Below are 16,867 nucleotides of genomic sequence, written 5' to 3' on the forward strand. Positions count from 1 at the left end.
GAAGCATTGTCAGCGCCTTCGAAAGTTCCGACACTCGGATCTGCAATCCGTAGTTCCGGCTAGAGGACGGTACATTTGTGGCCCGAACGGCCTTCAGGACCCGCGCGCTGACCAAGGTCTATGGCGAAGGCGAGACGGCCGTACATGCGCTGCGCGGCGTCAATCTTGATATTCCGGAAGGCGAATTTGTTGTGCTTCTCGGACCATCGGGCTCAGGTAAATCCACCTTGCTGAACATCATTGGCGGGCTGGATCGCGCAAGTGATGGCGAAGCCTGGTTCCATGACCGCGAGTTGACGGTCATGAGCGACCGGCAATTGACGCGCTACCGTCGCGATCATGTCGGCTTTGTATTCCAGTTCTACAATTTGATGCCGAGCCTTACAGCGCTGGAAAATGTCGAACTGGTCACCGAGATTGCCAGCAATCCGATGGATGCTGCGGATGCTTTGGCACTTGTCGGGCTGACCGCGCGGGCAGACCATTTTCCGTCCGAGCTATCGGGCGGAGAGCAGCAGCGCGTCGCGATTGCGAGGGCGGTCGCCAAGAACCCGACCGTGCTGTTCTGTGACGAGCCCACCGGCGCGCTGGATTCGACGACCGGTCGGACCGTTCTGAAGGTGCTCAAGGATGTGAATGAAACACTGGGCGCGACCGTGATGATCGTCACACATGCGGCCGCGACCGCGCAAATGGCGGATCGGGTCATCCATTTTGCGGACGGCACAATCCGCGAATCCGTGATCAACGAGACCAAGGTTTCACCCGAGGAGATCCACTGGTGAGTCCGCTCGACACCAAGCTGTTCCGCGATCTCTGGCGCATGAGGACGCAGGCGCTGGCGATCGGCCTGGTCGTGGCAGTCGGTGTCATGCTGCTGGTGATGATGGCAGGGCTCGTCAGCTCGCTGGAGGAGACGCGGCGCGCTTACTATGAGCGCTATCGGTTGGCAGATGTTTTCGCACCAGTGGTACGGGCTCCGGAAAGTGTGCTGGACGAGCTGGCCGAAATCGATGGCGTCTCGGCGGTCGAGGGACGCGTCGTCGGACGGGCCCTGATTGATGTGGCCGATACCGATCTGCCGGTGCAGGCGCAGGCGGTTTCGCTGCCGGATTTCGGCGTGCCGCGGCTGAATGATGTCTATCTTGCCTCGGGCCGCTGGATCGACCGGAGGCGCTCCGATGAAATCCTGCTCCTCAAGAGCTTTGCCGAAGCGCACGGGCTCGAACCCGGCGATCGATTGTCGGCCACAATGCATGGCTCCAGGCGCAGCTTTCACATTGTCGGTCTCGCCCAGTCGCCGGAGTTTCTCTACACGACAGCGCCCGGCGAGCTGGTTCCGGATGCGTCGCGATTTGGCGTGATGTGGTTGAGCCGATCGGCGATGGAAGCGGCCTACGATCTCGATGGTGCTGTTAACGAGGTCCTGCTCTCGATCGGTCGTGCGGAAGACCTGCCTGGCGTGCTGAATGCGGCCGACCGGATTCTGGACGAATACGGGGCGATCGGTTCCTATGGGCTGGAAGACCAGTTCTCCAACCGGTTCATCATGGAGGAAATCAACGGTCTGCGGGCCTCGGCGGCGGCCGTTCCGCCGATCTTTCTCGCCGTCGCAGCATTCCTTTTGAACATCGTGTTCTCGCGATTGCTGCAAGCCGAGCGTCAGCAAATCGGGCTCATCAAGGCATTCGGATATACCGATGTCGAGGTGACTGCGCACTATTTCAAGCTGATCCTGATCATTGCCGCTGGTGGGGCGTTTCTCGGCTGCCTGTTCGGCCTCGCTGCCGGCGCCAGCATGATCAGCATCTACGTTGAATACTACAAGTTTCCGTTCCTCGTCTTCGAGATCGCCCCGGCCAGTTTCGCGATTGCGCTGGTCGCAAGCGTCGCGGCAGCATCGCTGGGTGGCCTGTTTGCGTTGCGCCAGATCTTTGCCCTGTCGCCGGCCGTCGCCATGCGGCCGCCGGCACCAACCGACTACAGCGGCAGCCGGCTTATTTCCGGTCTGGTCACGCGATTGCTCGATCAACCGACGCGCATGGTTCTCCGTCGCCTCGTCCGCCATCCCGGACGCGCGATGGGTGCGGTGGCCGGAGTTGCCGCCGGCATGGCGCTTTCAGGCGGCATGCTGACCATCCTTTCAGGGTTTGACGAGACGATCGAAACCTCGTTCAGCGTCATTGACCGCAGCGACATGATGGTCAGTTTCATCCAGCCCTTGTCGGACCAAACCCTTCACTCGCTGGCGCACATTGAGGGTGTAATCGAGGTCGAGCCCACTCGTAGCGTCGCTGCCGTCCTGCGCAACGGCGTGCATGACCATCGCGGCAGCATCACCGCCGTTTCAGCGGGGGCTGAGCTCTTCCGCGCGCTTGATGCCAGCGGACACGAGCTGACTCTTCCTTCTGAAGGTATTGTTCTGACGCCGGCATTGGCCGACATCCTGCAGATTTCGACCGGCGAAACGCTGATCGTCGATGTTCGGCAAGGGCGCCGGCCCTTGCTGCAGATACCGGTCACGGGCATTGCCGAGTCACTGCTGGGATCGCCTGCCTACATGGATTTCGGCGCGCTGAACCGCGCTCTGGGCGAGCCGAACCGGGTGGCGGGAGCCTATCTGCGGATCGATCCGCATTATCAGGAAGAGATTTATGCCGCGCTGGATGCCATGCCGGCAGTCGCGGGCGTTTCGGTCAAGGCCGATGCGCGCGCCGCATTCCAGGACATTATGGACCAGGGCGCAGGAGCGATGCGGTTTGTGATGGCGGGTATTGCGGCGATCATCGCATTCGGCATCGTCTTCAACACGGCGCGGATTGCCTATACCGAGAGCGCGCATGACCTCGCCAGCCTGCGCGTGCTGGGATTCACCAAGGGCGAGGCGGCCTTTGTACTGCTGGGCGAGTTGGCGATCGTGGTCCTCATCGCTCTGCCGCTGGGCGCGCTTGCCGGCTACTGGCTGACCTTCGCGATTGCAGAGGGTTTCAGCACCGACCTCTATCAAATTCCGGCTGACTTTGCGCCCGATGCGCTGGGATTGTCAGGGCTGGCGGTCATTGTTGCTGCGGTCTTTTCGGGCTGGATGGTAAAACGTGAAAGCGACAGGGCGGATCTGGTCCTGGCGCTCAAATCGAAGGAATAATCGGCTTCATGTGGAAAAAATACTCCCGGCCCGTTGTCACAGGCATCGTCCTCGTTGCGGTGGCGGCGTTGCTGGCCTTCGCTTTCTGGCCACGGCCGATCCCTGTCGATATCGGGACCGTCGTGCGCGAACCGATGGAAGACACGATTACCGAGGATGGCCGGACGCAGGTCCATGATGCCTATATTGTCTCGACGCCGGTCGCGGGACGCCTTCGACGCGTCGAGGTCGAGCCGGGCGATGCGGTTGTTCGCGGAGAGGATGTCGTGGCCTATATGGCACCCTCCAACCCGGCCGTGCTGGATGTTCGGACACGGGAACAAGCGCGTGCCGGCGTGTCGGCAGCCGAAGCCGCGCTGCGGCTGGCACAGGCTGAGCGCAACCGCGCCGTTGCCGATCTGGAGCTGGCCGACAGCGAATTGAGCCGCCAGCAGACCTTGCGCGAATCCGGTGTCGCCAGCGAAGCCGCGCTGGATCGCGCGCTGCGACAACGCCGCGCGGCCAGCGCGGCCCTGGACGCGGCCGACGCGGCAGTATCGGTGCGGCAGGCGGAGTTGGACAATGCACGCGCCATGCTTCAGGGCCTGGACGGCAGCGAAATTGCCGCCTCGCAGATGATCGATGACATCCCAATCTACGCGCCTGCGACCGGCCGCGCACTTCGCGTTATCCAGCAGAGCGAGACGACTCTGCCGGCGGGAACGCCAATCCTCGAAATCGGCAATGTCGAAAACGATCTCGAAGTGCTGGTCGAATTGCTCTCCACCGACGCCGTCCAGGTCCGTGCGGGACAATTCGTGCGCATTGCAGACTGGGGCGGTAGCGCAGCCATCGACGGTGTCGTGGAACGTGTCGAGCCGTGGGGCTTTACGAAGTATTCCGCGCTCGGTGTCGAAGAACAGCGTGTCAACACCATCATCCGGTTTACAGATCCCGCTGACCGTCCCGAAGGGCTGGGTCACGGATACCGTGTCGTCACGGAGATCGTGATCTGGGAGAATGACGACGCGCTTGTGGTTCCCTCAAGCGCGCTCTTCCGAAACGGAGAAGACTGGGCGGTCTACGCCGTGCGAAACGGTCGCGCCCGCGCCATGACGGTCGACATCGATCGCAACAATGGCACGCAGGCCCATGTCGTCAGTGGCCTGGCGGCTGGCGATAGGGTCGTGCTCTACCCGTCATCCGCGATCTCGGACGGTGTCCGCATCACACCCCGGCAGCCGGTCACGCGCTGATCACGCGGCGCTCTCTTGCGCTCACGCTCGATCACAAGTCCCGCAAGCGCCAAGACTTGCCGGGCCATCGTGCTATGTCACATGTGGTTATGTTGCGGAGAAGAAGAACCGACATGCTGATCAGGAAAGCGCCAATTGCCGGGCTGACGGAAAACGATGTCACGCCCAAGCGGCTATACATGAACCGCAGAAAGATCATGGCCGCCGGCGGCGCAGTCGCGTTGACGGCTGCCTGCTCTGGACCGCAGCCGGACGCCGAAGCGCAATCGGCGGCGCGCGCGGGTGCCGGCGAACCCCTCTCGTTTCGCGAGACCGCCTACACGGTTTCGGATGGCGAACTGACGCCCTATGACGCGGTCACCGGGTATAATAATTTCTACGAGTTCGGCGTCGGCAAATCCGATCCGGCGCGCTTTGCCGATGCGATGACGACCGATCCCTGGTCTGTAGAGATTAGCGGACATGCCGAACGTACAGGCGTTTTCGGACTTGAGGATATCATCGATTTCAATGCGCTGGAGGAACGCATCTACCGGCTGCGTTGCGTCGAGGCCTGGTCGATGGTGATTCCGTGGATCGGCGTACCCTTGAGCACGATTCTCGAGCAGTTCCGCCCGACCTCGGATGCCCGCTATGTCGCTTTCGAGACCTATCTCAACCGCGACGAGATGCGCGGTGTACGCTTCCCGGTGCTGGACTGGCCGTATCGCGAGGGGCTGCGCATGGACGAGGCGATGCATCCACTGACGATCATGGCAGTGGGGTTGTATGGCGAGGTCCTGCCGAACCAGAACGGTGCGCCGATGCGGCTCGTCGTGCCCTGGAAGTATGGATTCAAGTCGATCAAGTCGATCAGCCGTATCCGCTTCGTGGCGGAGGAACCCGAGACCAGCTGGAAGCAGTCCGCGCCGCGCGAGTACGGCTTCTATTCGAACGTCAATCCGAACCGCTCGCATCCGCGATGGAGCCAGTCGAGCGAGCGGGTCATTGGCGCCGGTCCCTTCACCCGCCGAGATACCGAGATGTTCAATGGCTATGACGAGGTCGCCCCGCTCTATGCCGGCATGGACCTCAACGAAGATTATTAGACATGGCGCAGCGTTCAGCCTTCTTGCGGCGGTTCGCAAAGCACTGGCTGAAGCCGGTCGTGCTCGGCCTGCTTCTGCTGCCCTTTTTCTGGATCGCTGGACAATGGGCGCTGCTTTTCGCCGACCTGCCTAACGCGCTGGGTTTCGAGCCGGTTGCCGCGACGCACCATTTCCTGGGACAGACCGCGCTGCGTATCCTGCTAATCTCGCTGGCGGTATCGCCTTTCCGTGAGCTCACCGGTTGGACGCCGATCCTGCAGGTCCGGCGGCGTATCGGGCTGGCCGCTTTCTGGTATGCGGTACTGCACCTGCTGGCCTATTTCGGCGCTGACCTGTTTTTTTCCCTGCCCGCGCTGTGGGAGGACATTGTCGAGCGCACCTACATCACCTTCGGCATGGCGGCGCTGATCCTGCTGGTGCCGCTCGCCATCACCTCCTTCAATTCGATGATCCGGCGGCTCGGTGCGGCGCGCTGGCGGCAACTGCACATGGCGGTCTATGCCATTGCCATCCTGGCCGTGATCCATCACTTTTTCGCAGAGAAAGGCCTGCAGCCCGGACCGCTGGTACACGCCGCGATCCTGACGCTGCTGCTGGGATGGCGAGTTTGGACCCGGCTGGTTCCGAAACGCCGGCCAGTCACGGGGATGAGACATGAGCGAGCGACTGACGCACCAGGATGACGAAGGCCGCGTGCGCATGGTGGCCGTCGGCGACAAGCCGGTCACGCAGCGCCGTGCCCTGGCGGGCGCTTGCATCGCCATGACAAGGCAGGCCTTTGAAGCCGTGCGCGGCGGGCAGGGACCAAAAGGCAATGCGCTCCATGCCGCCGAGCTGGCCGGTATCATGGCAGCAAAGCGCACATCGGACCTTATTCCGCTTTGTCATCCTTTACCGTTGACCAAGGTGAAGGTGTCGATCGAGCCGAACCAAGAAGAGACCGGCTTCGACATTCGCGCTGAGGTCATCTGCGACGGCAAGACCGGCGTCGAAATGGAAGCGCTGACAGCCGCTTCGGTCGCTGCGCTGACGCTTTATGACATGGCCAAGGCGCTCGACAAGACGATGACGATTTCTGGCGTTTGCCTGCTGGAAAAGAGCGGTGGCCGCTCGGGCGATTACAAGCGCAGCGACTAGTCCTGCCATGGCTGGACCGGCTGGCGAATTCATGCCCACATGCGCGCCATGCGTGACGCGCCGCCACCCGTTTCAATGGATTTTGAAACTGCCGAAGCCCTGTTCGACCGGCTTGATACCGTCGATACCGATTTCATGATTGGCGAATGGTGGGGGCGCGAAGTCGCGACCGGCCATCCCATAGATGGTGCGCTGGAACTGACGCGCTGGCACGGCAAGTCCTTCATTGATGAAGACAATGTCCATCCGCTCGTCCATCTGGACGGGCAAGGGCGGAAATTCTTCGCCGACCCGGGCAAGATGCCGTTCGGGCCGCGCATGAAAACGCCGCGCTATCCGGACTGGATGCTGCCGGTAATACGGACCGCCATGAAAGCCTACACGCAAACCAGGAAGACGCGGGCGCGGCTGCGGATGACCGAGTATCGCGGCAAGGTGTCGGCGACGATGTGCTACGACCAGCTGCCCATCAACGACGTGTTTCGCAAGCTCGATGGCGACAATGTCCTCGGCTTGATGGACATGAAACGGATGGCGCGGCCCTATGTGTTCACGCTGGCGCGCGAAGGCGCGGCGGGGTTTGATTTTTCCGCGCTTTGACGCGGGGTTCTGATTGTTGCGGGGAGAAAGCCTATGAAATTCTGGAAATCGGCTGGCATGGCGTCGGCATTTCTGATCGGACTGGCGGCATGTTCGCCCGGCGAGGAGGTCGCTCAGGCGGCGGACAGCGAAACCGCGGCGCCGGAAATCGCGGAAGCGGAAGTCTTCACCGTACTGGTTGGCGGTACGGCAATCGGCCAGATGGAAGTGGAAACCGGCGCGGACGGTTACACGGTCAATTTCGAATTCCGCAATAATGGCCGCGGTCCAACCCTGTCGGAGACGGTAACACTGGACAGGTCGGGCCTGCCGACCAGCTGGGCGATCGAGGGCAATACGACATTCGGCAATGAAGTCGATGAAAGCTTCGATTACGCCGACAACGAGGCGAGCTGGACTGACGCCACTGGCAGTGATCAGGCCGTCATCGAGGATGGCGCCTTCTACGTCCCGCAGAACGCCTCGCCCTACTGGCTCGCGATCGCGGCGCGCGCCCTGATGGAAGACGAGGACGGCATTTTGCCGGCGATCCCGGGCGGAGAGCTGCGCATGACAGAGATCGACCGCCTGGAAGTGTCGAACGAGACCGAGTCCCTGGACGCCATCGTGTATGCGATGAGCGGTACCAGCCTCAACCCGACCTATTTCCTGATGACCGGGGACGCCTTTTTCGGGATCATCACGCCGGGTTTCGCGCTGTTGGCCGAAGGGTTCGAGGGCGAGGATGAACGTCTGCGCGCGCTGGCCGCGGAATACGGTGCGAACCGGTTTGCCGAGATCCAACAGCGTGTGATCCGTGATTATGACGCGCCGGTGCTGATCCGCAATGTGCACATTTTCGATGCCGAAACGCAGACCCGCGGCGAGGCCGCCTCGGTGCTCGTGGAGCGCAATCGCATTGTTTCGATTGCGGCCGTCGATGCTGAACGGCCAGCCGAGGCAGTGGAGATCGATGGCGCCGGCGGCACGCTATTGCCCGGTTTCTTCGAGATGCACGGTCATATGGGCGAGACGGCCGCTTTCCTGAACATCGCTGCCGGCGTGACCTCGCTACGCGACATGGGCAATAACAATGAGGTGCTGACCGCGCTTCTGGATCGCGTGGAGGCGGGTGAGCTGGCCGGGCCGCGCGTGCACCGTTCCGGCTTCATTGAGGGGCGCAGCCCGTTCAATTCGAACAATGGCATTCTCGTCGAGAGCGAGGAAGAGGCCGTGGCGGCGGTGCATACATATGCCGATGCAGGCGTTTATCACCAGATCAAGATCTACAATTCGATCAATCCGGACTGGGTCCCGGCGATGATTGCTGCCGCGGAGGAACGCGGACTTCGGGTAGCGGGCCATGTGCCGGCCTTCACCACTGCCGATGCGATGATCGACGCCGGCTATGACGAGCTGACCCACATCAACCAGATCATGCTGGGCTGGGTGCTCGAGGACGGTGAGGATACACGCACCCTGCTGCGTCTGACCGCCCTGCGGCGCCTGCCGGCGCTGGACCTGGAGAGCGACGCGGTGCAGTCGACGATCGACGAAATCGCGACACGCGGCATTGTGGTCGATCCGACCTTCGCCATCCACGAAACGCTGCTCCTATCGCGCAATGGCGAAGTGTCACCGGGCACGGTCGACTATGTCGACCATCTCCCGGTCAGCTTGCAGCGGCAAGCGCGTTCGGCCTGGGCGGACATTGCATCGGAAGAAGACGATGCGAATTACCGCGGCGCCTACGACCAAATCACGGAAGTGCTCCGCATGATGCATGAGCGCGGCGTCATGCTGGTGCCGGGCACGGATCTGGGCGGCTCTTTCACCTATCATCGCGAGCTGGAGCTCTACCAGACCATTGGCATGACGCCGCCGGAAATCCTGTCGTGGGCGAGTCATGGAATGGCCGACTATCTCGGTGTCGGCGACTCGGTGGGACTGATCCGCGAGGGTTATCTTGCAGACATGATCCTGGTGCCGGGCGATCCGACGCAGGATCTCTCGGAGATCAAGACGATCTCCATGGTGATGGCTGACGGAAGGGTCTATTTCCCGACGGAGATCTATCCCGAGTTCGGCATTGTGCCGTTTACCGACGTGCCGAACGTTATCGAGCCGGCACAATAGGGAGGCCGCGATGAGAACACGTGCCGCCGTCGCGTTCGAAGCCGGCAAGCCGCTGGAAGTCTGCGAGGTTGATCTCGAAGGGCCGAAGGCCGGAGAAGTGCTGGTTGAAATCAAGGCAACCGGGATCTGTCATACCGACGAATTCACCCTGTCGGGAGCCGACCCGGAAGGCGCTTTCCCCGCCATTCTTGGCCATGAAGGCGCAGGCGTGGTGCTGGAGGTCGGGCCGGGCGTGACCAGCCTCGAGCCCGGCGACCATGTCATTCCGCTCTATACGGCCGAATGCCGCGAGTGCGAATACTGCCTGCATCCGAAAACCAATCTCTGTCAGAAGGTGCGCGCGACGCAGGGCCAGGGCGTGATGCCGGACGGCACCAGCCGATTTTCCTACAAGGGCGAGAAGCTCCTGCACTATATGGGTTGTTCGACTTTCTCGAACCACACGGTCTTGCCGGAGATCTCGCTCGCCAAGGTCCGCAAGGACGCGCCTTTCGACAAGATCTGCTATATCGGCTGCGGCGTCACGACGGGGCTCGGCGCGGTCATGTTCACTGCCAAGGTGGAGCCGAATTCGACCGCGGTCGTGTTCGGGCTCGGTGGTGTCGGGCTCAACGTCATCCAGGGACTAAAGCTGGTCGGCGCGCGGCAGATTGTCGGCGTCGATATCAATCCAAAACGCGAAGCTATGGCACGCCAGTTCGGGATGACGGATTTCGTCAATCCGAAAGATGTTGCGGGTGGTCATGACGGGCTGGTCGGGCACCTGGTCGAGCTGACCGGTGGCGGGGCGGATTATTCCTTTGAGTGCATCGGCAATGTCGGAGTGATGCGCGCCGCGCTGGAATGTTGCCACAAAGGCTGGGGCGAGAGCGTCATAATCGGTGTGGCGCCGGCGGGCGCGGAGATATCGACGCGGCCCTTCCAGCTTGTCACCGGCCGGGTCTGGCGCGGCACGGCGTTTGGAGGGGCGCGGGGGCGCACCGACGTGCCCAAAATCGTCGACATGTACATGGATGGGCGGATCGATATCGACTCGCTGATCACGCACACGATGGACCTTGAAGACATCAACAAGGGCTTCGATCTGATGCATGCTGGCGAGAGCATCAGAAGCGTGGTGGTTTACTGAAGGTGGTCTGACAGCATGTTCAATCACATCATGGTCGGCACGAATGACATTGCGCGCGCGCGCAAATTCTATGATGCCGTGATGGCGATGCTCGGATTCGAGGGCGAACCCTTCCAGCACACCGCCGACAGCGGTCACAAGCGGCTCTTCTATGTGCACAAGGGCGGCACCTTCTGCGTCAGTGAGCCGATAAACGACGAGCCGGCGAGCTTCGCCAATGGCGCTACGATCGGCTTCAAGTGCGACTCGCCCGAGCAGGTAATGGCGTTTCACGATGCGGCCGTGGCGAAGGGCGGGCTGTCGATCGAAGAGCCACCGGGAAAGCGAGAGGGCGGCCTTCTGGGCCCGATGTATCTCGCTTATGTCCGGGACCCTGATGGTCACAAACTCTGTGCCCTGCACCGGGTACGCTGACCGGATGGAGACCGTCAGCCAGTTCCGGTCGTTCAGCGGTTCACTTTCCGTCCACGACCACGACTCCGCCGTGATCGGCACGTCCATGCGCTTTGCTGTCTATGTTCCGCCGCAGGCGGAAAGCGGCCCGGTGCCGGTGCTCTGGTTTCTGTCAGGCCTGACCTGCAACTGGGCCAACGTGATGGAGAAGGGCAATCTCCAGCAGGCCGCTGCGCGCCATGGCGTAATGGTCGTCGCACCCGATACCAGCCCGCGTGGTGAGGGCGTGCCGGACGATCAGGCGTACGACCTGGGCCAGGGGGCGGGGTTCTACCTGACCGCCACGCAGACCCCGTGGTCAAAGCATTTCCGGATGGATCGCTACATCACCGAAGAGCTGCCGGAAATTGTCGCGGCGAATTTCCCCGCCGATATGAGCCAGCAAGGCATTTTCGGGCACTCGATGGGTGGCCATGGTGCCCTGACCCTGCACCTGAAACATCCCGACACTTATCGAACCTGTTCGGCCTTCGCGCCGATCGTCGCGCCGAGCCAAGTGCCCTGGGGCGAGAAAGCGTTTGCGGCCTATCTGGGTGAGGATCGTGCGAGCTGGGCTGAATACGATGCCTGCGCGCTGGTGCGGAAGCACGCGTCAGAAGCCCACATCCTGATTGATCAGGGAATGTCAGATAACTTCCTGAAAGAACAGCTGAGACCGGAATTGTTCGAGGCCGCTTGCGCCGCGGCGAGCCAGAAACTGACCTTGCGGCGGCAGGACGGGTATGATCATTCCTATTATTTCATCTCGACCTTCATGGACGATCACATCGCCCATCATATGAAGGAGTTGAAGTCCTAGTCAGCGAATTCGGAAGACACCGCATCTCTGCTAGGCTGATAGATCAACACGGGAGGTGGTGATGCGGATATGGACAGCGGCTCTTGCGGTATTGACCTGCGCGCCGGCGGCGCTGGGGCAGCAATCTTTTTATTGCCCGTCGCCGGAAGATGTCTGGATTGTCGAGAAGGAATTTCCGGAGGCCCCGGCCTGGCAATACGAAGCGCGAATCGCCGGCCATTGGGTAGCGGCAGATGTGGTGGTGCGGCGGTCGGTACCGACTGGTCGCGATGCCAGCGGAACCCGCAACCGACCGTCGCCGGCTGTCGCGGCCTCACGACCACGCGCCGCACCGATGCTGACTCACGACCGCGCCGTGAACGTGCACGAACCGCGCGCATATTCCGGCGAAGCGATCGATTATCCGCCGGTCATGCCCGCCCTTGAATGGCTGGGGGTCACGTTCGATCAATCGACAATGGTGTGCCGCTACACGATCGACGACGGGCGGGAACATGATCCGCCGCGCAGCTATCCGTCAGAAGGCCGGATTCCGGTCAACCGGCAATCGTGCGGCCCCAATTCGCGCGGTTGGCGGTACGATTCAATGGCCGGAGGCGAGGTCTGCTCGGAATCCCGCACGAGTTGTCAATTCACCTGCGTCGACACGCCGATCCTCGACAGCTGGTAGCTAGTCGTTCGCGACCCGCTCGAAGCGGTTGTCATTGAATTGCTGCCAGCCCTCATCGTTCAGGATCCAGTCGGTGACCTGGATGGCGCCATCCTCCGTCAGCGCATAACGGGAACGGCCGAGCTGATCTGTGGCTTCGCCCCAATAGACGAGGAGTTCGGTATCCGTCGCGGATCCGCGCAGATCGTGCAAATCGCCATTATTGTCGATCCAGTGACCCTCGACCTCCCCCTCGACGATATAATGTGTACCACGGCCCCTGAAGGTCCACGCTTCTTCCGTGCCGGGATTGGTTTCGATCAGGTATTCCAGCTGGTGGAAGCATCCTTCCATGACGGAAGACCAGGTCATCCGGCTTTGCGCGGGTCGGCCGAAGGCATCTCCGTCGGATTGCCATTCGCCAATAAAGTGCGGCAGCAAGCCGTGATCGCGGTCGGCGCAGGCTTGCGCCAGCGACGGTGCGGATATCGAGAGCGCTGCGAGACCGGCTAGAAACAGACGCAACATGGCGTTCTCCCCTGAAGTTCGGCTTGAAGCCTATACCCGAAACCTGCCGCCGGGGAGTCGGCGCCGCGAAATGGTATTGATGTTTGGCGCTGACCGCTGTCCTGTCCTATTGAGGACAGAGTATCCAATCGCCAGCAAGAGAACCGCCGGGCCATGTCCGCCTTCCGTGTCGCCGCACTTTATAAATTCACGCCCATGCAGGCCGACAAGGCCCTTCAGGCGCGCCTGAAGGGCGTCTGCGTGGCGCACGACGTGAAGGGCACGCTGCTGATCGCGCGCGAGGGGATCAATGGCACGATTGCCGGACGGCCCGTCGGCATTGACGCGGTGCTGGCCGAGATTCGCAGCCTGAAGGGCTGTGACGACATTGACGTCAAGCTGTCCGAAGCCGCCGAACAGCCTTTCCTGCGCCTCAAAGTGCGTATCAAGAAGGAAATCGTCACGCTCGGCGTCCCGGCGGCGGATCCGAACCGTGCCGCCGGACAATATGTCGAGCCGGAAGACTGGAACGAACTGATCTCGGCGCCGGATGTCGTGACGATTGATACGCGTAATGCGTATGAGGTTCGCATCGGCCAGTTTCGCGGCGCCGTAAATCCGGAGACCACCAGCTTCCGGGAGTTTCCCGACTGGTTCCGCAAGTTTCGCGAAAGCCGCCCGAATGCGCGGATCGCCATGTATTGTACTGGCGGCATACGCTGCGAAAAATCGACCGCGCTGGCGCGGGTCGAGGGACTCGACGAGGTGTTTCACCTGAAAGGTGGGATTCTGAAGTATCTCGAACGCATTCCCGAACATGACAGTCTTTGGGAAGGCGATTGCTTCGTTTTCGACCGCCGCGTCGCGGTCGGGCACGGGCTGGCGGAGCGCGATGTGGCGACCTGTCATGCCTGCCGCGAACCCCTCACAGCTGACGACCGGGCGTCCCCTCTTTTCGTAGACGGCGAGAGCTGTCCGTACTGCCATGCAGAGCGCTCGCCCGAACAGCGGCGGGGCTATGCCGAACGGCACCGGCAGGAAAAGCTGGCCCGCGAGCGTGGCGAGCGGCATGTCGGCGCGCAGTATCCCGATCCTGACGGACCGCTATGAGTGCGGTACGCCCGATCCTGTATTCTTTTCGCCGCTGTCCGTATGCCATGCGGGCACGGCTGGCGCTCGACGTGGCCGGAATTGACATCGAACACCGCGAAATCCTGCTGAAGGACAAGCCGGCGGAAATGATCGCGGCTTCTCCCAAGGGTACGGTCCCGGTCCTGGTTCTGCCCGACGGGCGCGTGATAGATGAGAGTCTCGACGTCATGCGCTGGGTTCTGGACCGGAACGATCCCGAGCACTGGCTCGCCGGCGATGACCGGCTTCTGATCGACGCAAATGACGGCCCGTTCAAGCATCATCTCGACCGCTACAAGTATGCCGCGCGCTATGAGGGCGCCGTGGCGGATAACCACCGCGCAGAAGCGGCAGCTATTCTCGACGGGCTGGACCGGCGTCTTTCAAATTCCCCCCAACTGATGGGCGAGAAGATGAGCTTCGCCGATGCTGCGATCTTTCCCTTTGTTCGACAATTCGCGAATACCGATCGGGACTGGTTCGATGCGCAGGAATGGCCGCATCTTCAACGTTGGCTTACCGGACATCTCGATTCGGACCGTTTCCGGCGGGTGATGATGAAGCACGAATTATTCGTGTCGGCTGCCTAGCTGGCCGCCTGGGTGCCAGACAGCTTGTAGCTCCGCAATTGCTGCTTCAGGCCCGGCCAGAATGTCCGGCCGACCGGAAAGCTTCGCCCGCAATCAAGGCGGACCTCGTGCCGATTGGGCCCGAGGGTGCGCACTTCCTCGATGCGGTCAACGGCGATGATGTGCGAGCGATGGATGCGGAGAAAGCGCTCCGGGTCGAGCTCGGCCTCAAGCGCCGCCATCGTCGAGCGGACAAGCAGGGAGGCCGAGCCGACCTCGATCACGGCATAGTCGCGATCGGCCGAGATTGACTTTATCTCGTGGCACAGCACGCGGCGTTCGGCATGGCCGCTTCGAACCCATAACGCCGGCTCGCCGGCAGGGCGCGCATCGTTATCCGAAGCGGGCCGCCTGTTCGCGGCAACGGGTGTGAGCGAGGCGAGGAAACGCGCAATCGTGGCCGTGATCTGCGCCTCCGGGTGGGTCAGCAAGACGTAATCGCGGGCGCTCAGCTCGAAAATGAGATGGGCCTGGCGGTTGCTGGCCGTGGCGAGAAGGTAGGGCAGTCCGGCACGTTCGATGCGCCGGGCCAGAGCGCGACAGTCGGGCCCGATGCATTCCTCGGCCAGAATGAGACCATCGATGTCATGAAGGATCGAGGTCAGGTCAATATTACGCAGGGCGGCCGCGCCGGGTACGGGGATAGTGCGGGCCCTGCCCGCAACTATGGACTGCAACCGGCCCTGCAACCTCTCCGGTGCGGATACCAGTATTCTCGGCTGCGACTCCGGCGGTTTCATAGCGAACAGACACACTCCCTCGTGCCGTCATCGTCGGCAAAGGCGAGAGGGTTATGAAATCACAAAACCGCCGCCCCTGGTCACAGCTCCGTGAGACGAGCGTCGCCGGGATACCGGTGAGTTCATTCCCGATGGTGCGGCGCAGATCGGTCAGATCTACTTCGTGTCGGGTAACTCGACGCAAGGTGAGACGACCTCTTCGGAGTTCTATGGTGAGGTTCGCCTTCCGATCCTGTCGGGTGTCGAGTTCGCCGAACTGCTGGCCTTCGAACTTTCGGCCCGTTCCTCGTCCTATGACGTGACCGGTACGAATGTGAACTCGTCCTTTGATGCCAATACCTACGCCATCAAGGGTGAGTGGGCACCGAGTGATCAGGTCCGTGTGCGGGCTTCGTTCTCGACCGGCTTCCGGGCGCCTTCGATCGGCGAATTGTTCGCTCCGCAGGCTCAAACGGCCGTTCAGTACACCGATCCGTGCACCAATTACGGCACGTCGGGTGCGAATGCGACCGTCGTGGCCAACTGTCAGGCTGACGGCCTGCCGCCAACCTTCACGCTGACCTCGACTCAGGCGTCAGGTGTTGTCGGTGGTAACCCGAACCTGCAGCCTGAAGAATCGGAAGGTTTCACGGTTGGTGTGGTGTTCACACCGTCGGGCACGCCGATCCTCGAGGACTTCACCTTCTCGGCCGACTACTTCTCGTTTGAAGTGACGGACGCGGTGGGTTCGGCTGACGTGAACACGATCGTGAGCTCGTGCTACAACTCGGCGAATTTCTCCGATCCGCTGTGCTCGCTGATCGCGGGCCCGGGCTATACGGGTGTCACCGGCTCTCCGCTGGCGGCTCCGTATCCGGGACCGGGTGGTGCACGTCGTTCGGCCGTTGGCGTTGTTGCCGGCGTCCTTCTGACGAACGCCAACCTGTCGACCTATGAGACGTCGGGTGTCGATTTCTCGATCGACTATTCGGGTCCGACCTTCGACATCTTCAACTCGACGGCACAATTCGTCGCCGGTGTCGATGTGACGTATCTCGAAAGCTTCGCCTACCAGGTCCTTCCGGGTGGTGCGACGTTCGAATATGCGGGTACGTTCGCGCAGGATCCGTTCACGACAACGCCGTCATCGTTCCCGGAAATCTCTGCCCTGCTTCGCATGGGCGTGGTCTCCGACAACTGGCAGTTCAACTATGTTGGCCGCTACATCGATGAAGTCGTCGACTTCTCGTCGAACCCGGCAAACATCTCGAACACTGCCGAGCGTGTGATGTATCATGACATCCAGGCTGCTTACGACTTCGTCGACAGCGGTGTTGGCCTGACCTTCGGTGTGCGCAATCTCGCCAATGAGACGCCACCTTATGTCTCCAACAATGATGACATGAACACGATTAACCAGACCTATGACACGGCTGGCCGTTACTTCTACGGCCGGGTCACGCTTCGCCGATAGGCATCGAGAGGCAATACGCAGCGCTTAGAAACCGGTCCCGGGACTTTACTGAGTTCT

The 16,867-nt window shown here is 61.7% G+C and carries 17 protein-coding genes; 15 read left to right on the forward strand and 2 right to left on the reverse strand.

The window, feature by feature from the left end; genetic code table 11:
* Window positions 1–77 precede the first annotated feature (77 nt).
* The 12 genes from ACOOFN_RS08805 to ACOOFN_RS08860 all read left to right on the forward strand — a co-directional run bounded on the left by ACOOFN_RS08805 (window position 78) and on the right by ACOOFN_RS08860 (window position 12,371).
* Complete coding sequence (locus ACOOFN_RS08805) at window positions 78–785, forward strand: ABC transporter ATP-binding protein (protein ID WP_420430776.1); 708 nt, start codon at window positions 78–80, stop codon at window positions 783–785.
* A complete protein-coding gene (locus ACOOFN_RS08810; protein WP_420430777.1) occupies window positions 782–3,145 on the forward strand; it encodes an ABC transporter permease in 2,364 nt (787 codons plus the stop codon). Before ACOOFN_RS08805 ends, ACOOFN_RS08810 begins: the two co-directional genes overlap by 4 nt.
* Before the next feature lie 8 nt (window positions 3,146–3,153).
* Window positions 3,154–4,380, forward strand: a complete 1,227-nt coding sequence (locus ACOOFN_RS08815) for an efflux RND transporter periplasmic adaptor subunit (RefSeq protein WP_420430778.1) — start codon at window positions 3,154–3,156, stop codon at window positions 4,378–4,380.
* Window positions 4,381–4,493: 113 nt separating this feature from the next.
* On the forward strand, window positions 4,494–5,468 hold the full coding sequence (msrP, locus tag ACOOFN_RS08820; protein WP_420430779.1) for a protein-methionine-sulfoxide reductase catalytic subunit MsrP: 975 nt from the start codon (window positions 4,494–4,496) through the stop codon (window positions 5,466–5,468).
* Between the two features lie 2 nt (window positions 5,469–5,470).
* Window positions 5,471–6,151, forward strand: a complete 681-nt coding sequence (locus ACOOFN_RS08825; protein WP_420430780.1) for a sulfite oxidase heme-binding subunit YedZ — start codon at window positions 5,471–5,473, stop codon at window positions 6,149–6,151.
* Entirely contained in the window at window positions 6,123–6,605 is a 483-nt protein-coding gene (gene moaC / locus ACOOFN_RS08830) for a cyclic pyranopterin monophosphate synthase MoaC (RefSeq protein ID WP_420430781.1), read from the forward strand. The genes ACOOFN_RS08825 and moaC overlap by 29 nt, the downstream gene beginning before the upstream one ends.
* A gap of 39 nt (window positions 6,606–6,644) precedes the next feature.
* Complete coding sequence (locus tag ACOOFN_RS08835; protein WP_420430782.1) at window positions 6,645–7,205, forward strand: DUF4334 domain-containing protein; 561 nt, start codon at window positions 6,645–6,647, stop codon at window positions 7,203–7,205.
* Window positions 7,206–7,238: 33 nt separating this feature from the next.
* Window positions 7,239–9,320 carry an amidohydrolase family protein gene (locus ACOOFN_RS08840; RefSeq protein ID WP_420430783.1) on the forward strand — a complete coding sequence of 694 codons (2,082 nt, stop codon included), beginning with the start codon at window positions 7,239–7,241 and terminating at the stop codon, window positions 9,318–9,320.
* A 10-nt stretch (window positions 9,321–9,330) separates the two neighbouring features.
* Window positions 9,331–10,449: an S-(hydroxymethyl)glutathione dehydrogenase/class III alcohol dehydrogenase gene (locus ACOOFN_RS08845; protein WP_420430784.1), complete on the forward strand. Its 1,119-nt coding sequence runs from the start codon at window positions 9,331–9,333 to the stop codon at window positions 10,447–10,449.
* Window positions 10,450–10,464: 15 nt separating this feature from the next.
* Window positions 10,465–10,863: a VOC family protein gene (locus ACOOFN_RS08850; RefSeq protein ID WP_420430785.1), complete on the forward strand. Its 399-nt coding sequence runs from the start codon at window positions 10,465–10,467 to the stop codon at window positions 10,861–10,863.
* Complete coding sequence (gene fghA / locus ACOOFN_RS08855; RefSeq protein ID WP_420430786.1) at window positions 10,826–11,701, forward strand: S-formylglutathione hydrolase; 876 nt, start codon at window positions 10,826–10,828, stop codon at window positions 11,699–11,701. Before ACOOFN_RS08850 ends, fghA begins: the two co-directional genes overlap by 38 nt.
* Before the next feature lie 61 nt (window positions 11,702–11,762).
* A complete protein-coding gene (locus tag ACOOFN_RS08860) occupies window positions 11,763–12,371 on the forward strand; it encodes a hypothetical protein (protein WP_420430787.1) in 609 nt (202 codons plus the stop codon).
* Here ACOOFN_RS08860 and ACOOFN_RS08865 read toward each other — a convergent pair whose 3' ends face one another.
* Window positions 12,372–12,878, reverse strand: a complete 507-nt coding sequence (locus ACOOFN_RS08865; protein ID WP_420430788.1) for a hypothetical protein — start codon at window positions 12,876–12,878, stop codon at window positions 12,372–12,374.
* Between the two features lie 153 nt (window positions 12,879–13,031).
* Between ACOOFN_RS08865 and ACOOFN_RS08870 the strand changes: the two genes are divergently transcribed.
* Window positions 13,032–13,967, forward strand: a complete 936-nt coding sequence (locus ACOOFN_RS08870; protein ID WP_420430789.1) for a rhodanese-related sulfurtransferase — start codon at window positions 13,032–13,034, stop codon at window positions 13,965–13,967.
* On the forward strand, window positions 13,964–14,578 hold the full coding sequence (locus tag ACOOFN_RS08875; protein WP_420430790.1) for a glutathione S-transferase: 615 nt from the start codon (window positions 13,964–13,966) through the stop codon (window positions 14,576–14,578). The genes ACOOFN_RS08870 and ACOOFN_RS08875 overlap by 4 nt, the downstream gene beginning before the upstream one ends.
* Here the strand turns inward: ACOOFN_RS08875 and ACOOFN_RS08880 are convergent.
* The gene (locus ACOOFN_RS08880; protein WP_420430791.1) at window positions 14,575–15,294 is read right to left on the reverse strand and encodes a LytR/AlgR family response regulator transcription factor; all 720 of its coding nucleotides are present in this window, start codon (window positions 15,292–15,294) and stop codon (window positions 14,575–14,577) included. The genes ACOOFN_RS08875 and ACOOFN_RS08880 overlap by 4 nt on opposite strands.
* Window positions 15,295–15,520: 226 nt before the next feature.
* Between ACOOFN_RS08880 and ACOOFN_RS08885 the strand changes: the two genes are divergently transcribed.
* Complete coding sequence (locus ACOOFN_RS08885; protein WP_420430792.1) at window positions 15,521–16,810, forward strand: TonB-dependent receptor domain-containing protein; 1,290 nt, start codon at window positions 15,521–15,523, stop codon at window positions 16,808–16,810.
* Window positions 16,811–16,867 lie beyond the last annotated feature (57 nt).

This window comes from Hyphobacterium sp., from assembly GCF_965217055.1.
In the GTDB taxonomy this organism is placed as follows: domain Bacteria; phylum Pseudomonadota; class Alphaproteobacteria; order Caulobacterales; family Maricaulaceae; genus Hyphobacterium.

What these genes read in the sequence shown, in the direction of transcription:
- ACOOFN_RS08850 (WP_420430785.1), top strand. Translation starts at nt 10,465, where the DNA reads ATGTTCAATCACATCATGGTCGGCACGAATGACATTGCGCGCGCGCGC.
- ACOOFN_RS08870 (WP_420430789.1), top strand. Translation starts at nt 13,032, where the DNA reads ATGTCCGCCTTCCGTGTCGCCGCACTTTATAAATTCACGCCCATGCAG.
- msrP (WP_420430779.1), top strand. Translation starts at nt 4,494, where the DNA reads ATGCTGATCAGGAAAGCGCCAATTGCCGGGCTGACGGAAAACGATGTC.
- ACOOFN_RS08875 (WP_420430790.1), top strand. Translation starts at nt 13,964, where the DNA reads ATGAGTGCGGTACGCCCGATCCTGTATTCTTTTCGCCGCTGTCCGTAT.
- ACOOFN_RS08835 (WP_420430782.1), top strand. Translation starts at nt 6,645, where the DNA reads ATGCGCGCCATGCGTGACGCGCCGCCACCCGTTTCAATGGATTTTGAA.
- fghA (WP_420430786.1), top strand. Translation starts at nt 10,826, where the DNA reads ATGGTCACAAACTCTGTGCCCTGCACCGGGTACGCTGACCGGATGGAG.
- ACOOFN_RS08845 (WP_420430784.1), top strand. Translation starts at nt 9,331, where the DNA reads ATGAGAACACGTGCCGCCGTCGCGTTCGAAGCCGGCAAGCCGCTGGAA.
- ACOOFN_RS08825 (WP_420430780.1), top strand. Translation starts at nt 5,471, where the DNA reads ATGGCGCAGCGTTCAGCCTTCTTGCGGCGGTTCGCAAAGCACTGGCTG.
- ACOOFN_RS08840 (WP_420430783.1), top strand. Translation starts at nt 7,239, where the DNA reads ATGAAATTCTGGAAATCGGCTGGCATGGCGTCGGCATTTCTGATCGGA.
- ACOOFN_RS08815 (WP_420430778.1), top strand. Translation starts at nt 3,154, where the DNA reads ATGTGGAAAAAATACTCCCGGCCCGTTGTCACAGGCATCGTCCTCGTT.
- ACOOFN_RS08865 (WP_420430788.1), bottom strand. Translation starts at nt 12,878, where the DNA reads ATGTTGCGTCTGTTTCTAGCCGGTCTCGCAGCGCTCTCGATATCCGCA.
- ACOOFN_RS08860 (WP_420430787.1), top strand. Translation starts at nt 11,763, where the DNA reads ATGCGGATATGGACAGCGGCTCTTGCGGTATTGACCTGCGCGCCGGCG.
- moaC (WP_420430781.1), top strand. Translation starts at nt 6,123, where the DNA reads ATGAGCGAGCGACTGACGCACCAGGATGACGAAGGCCGCGTGCGCATG.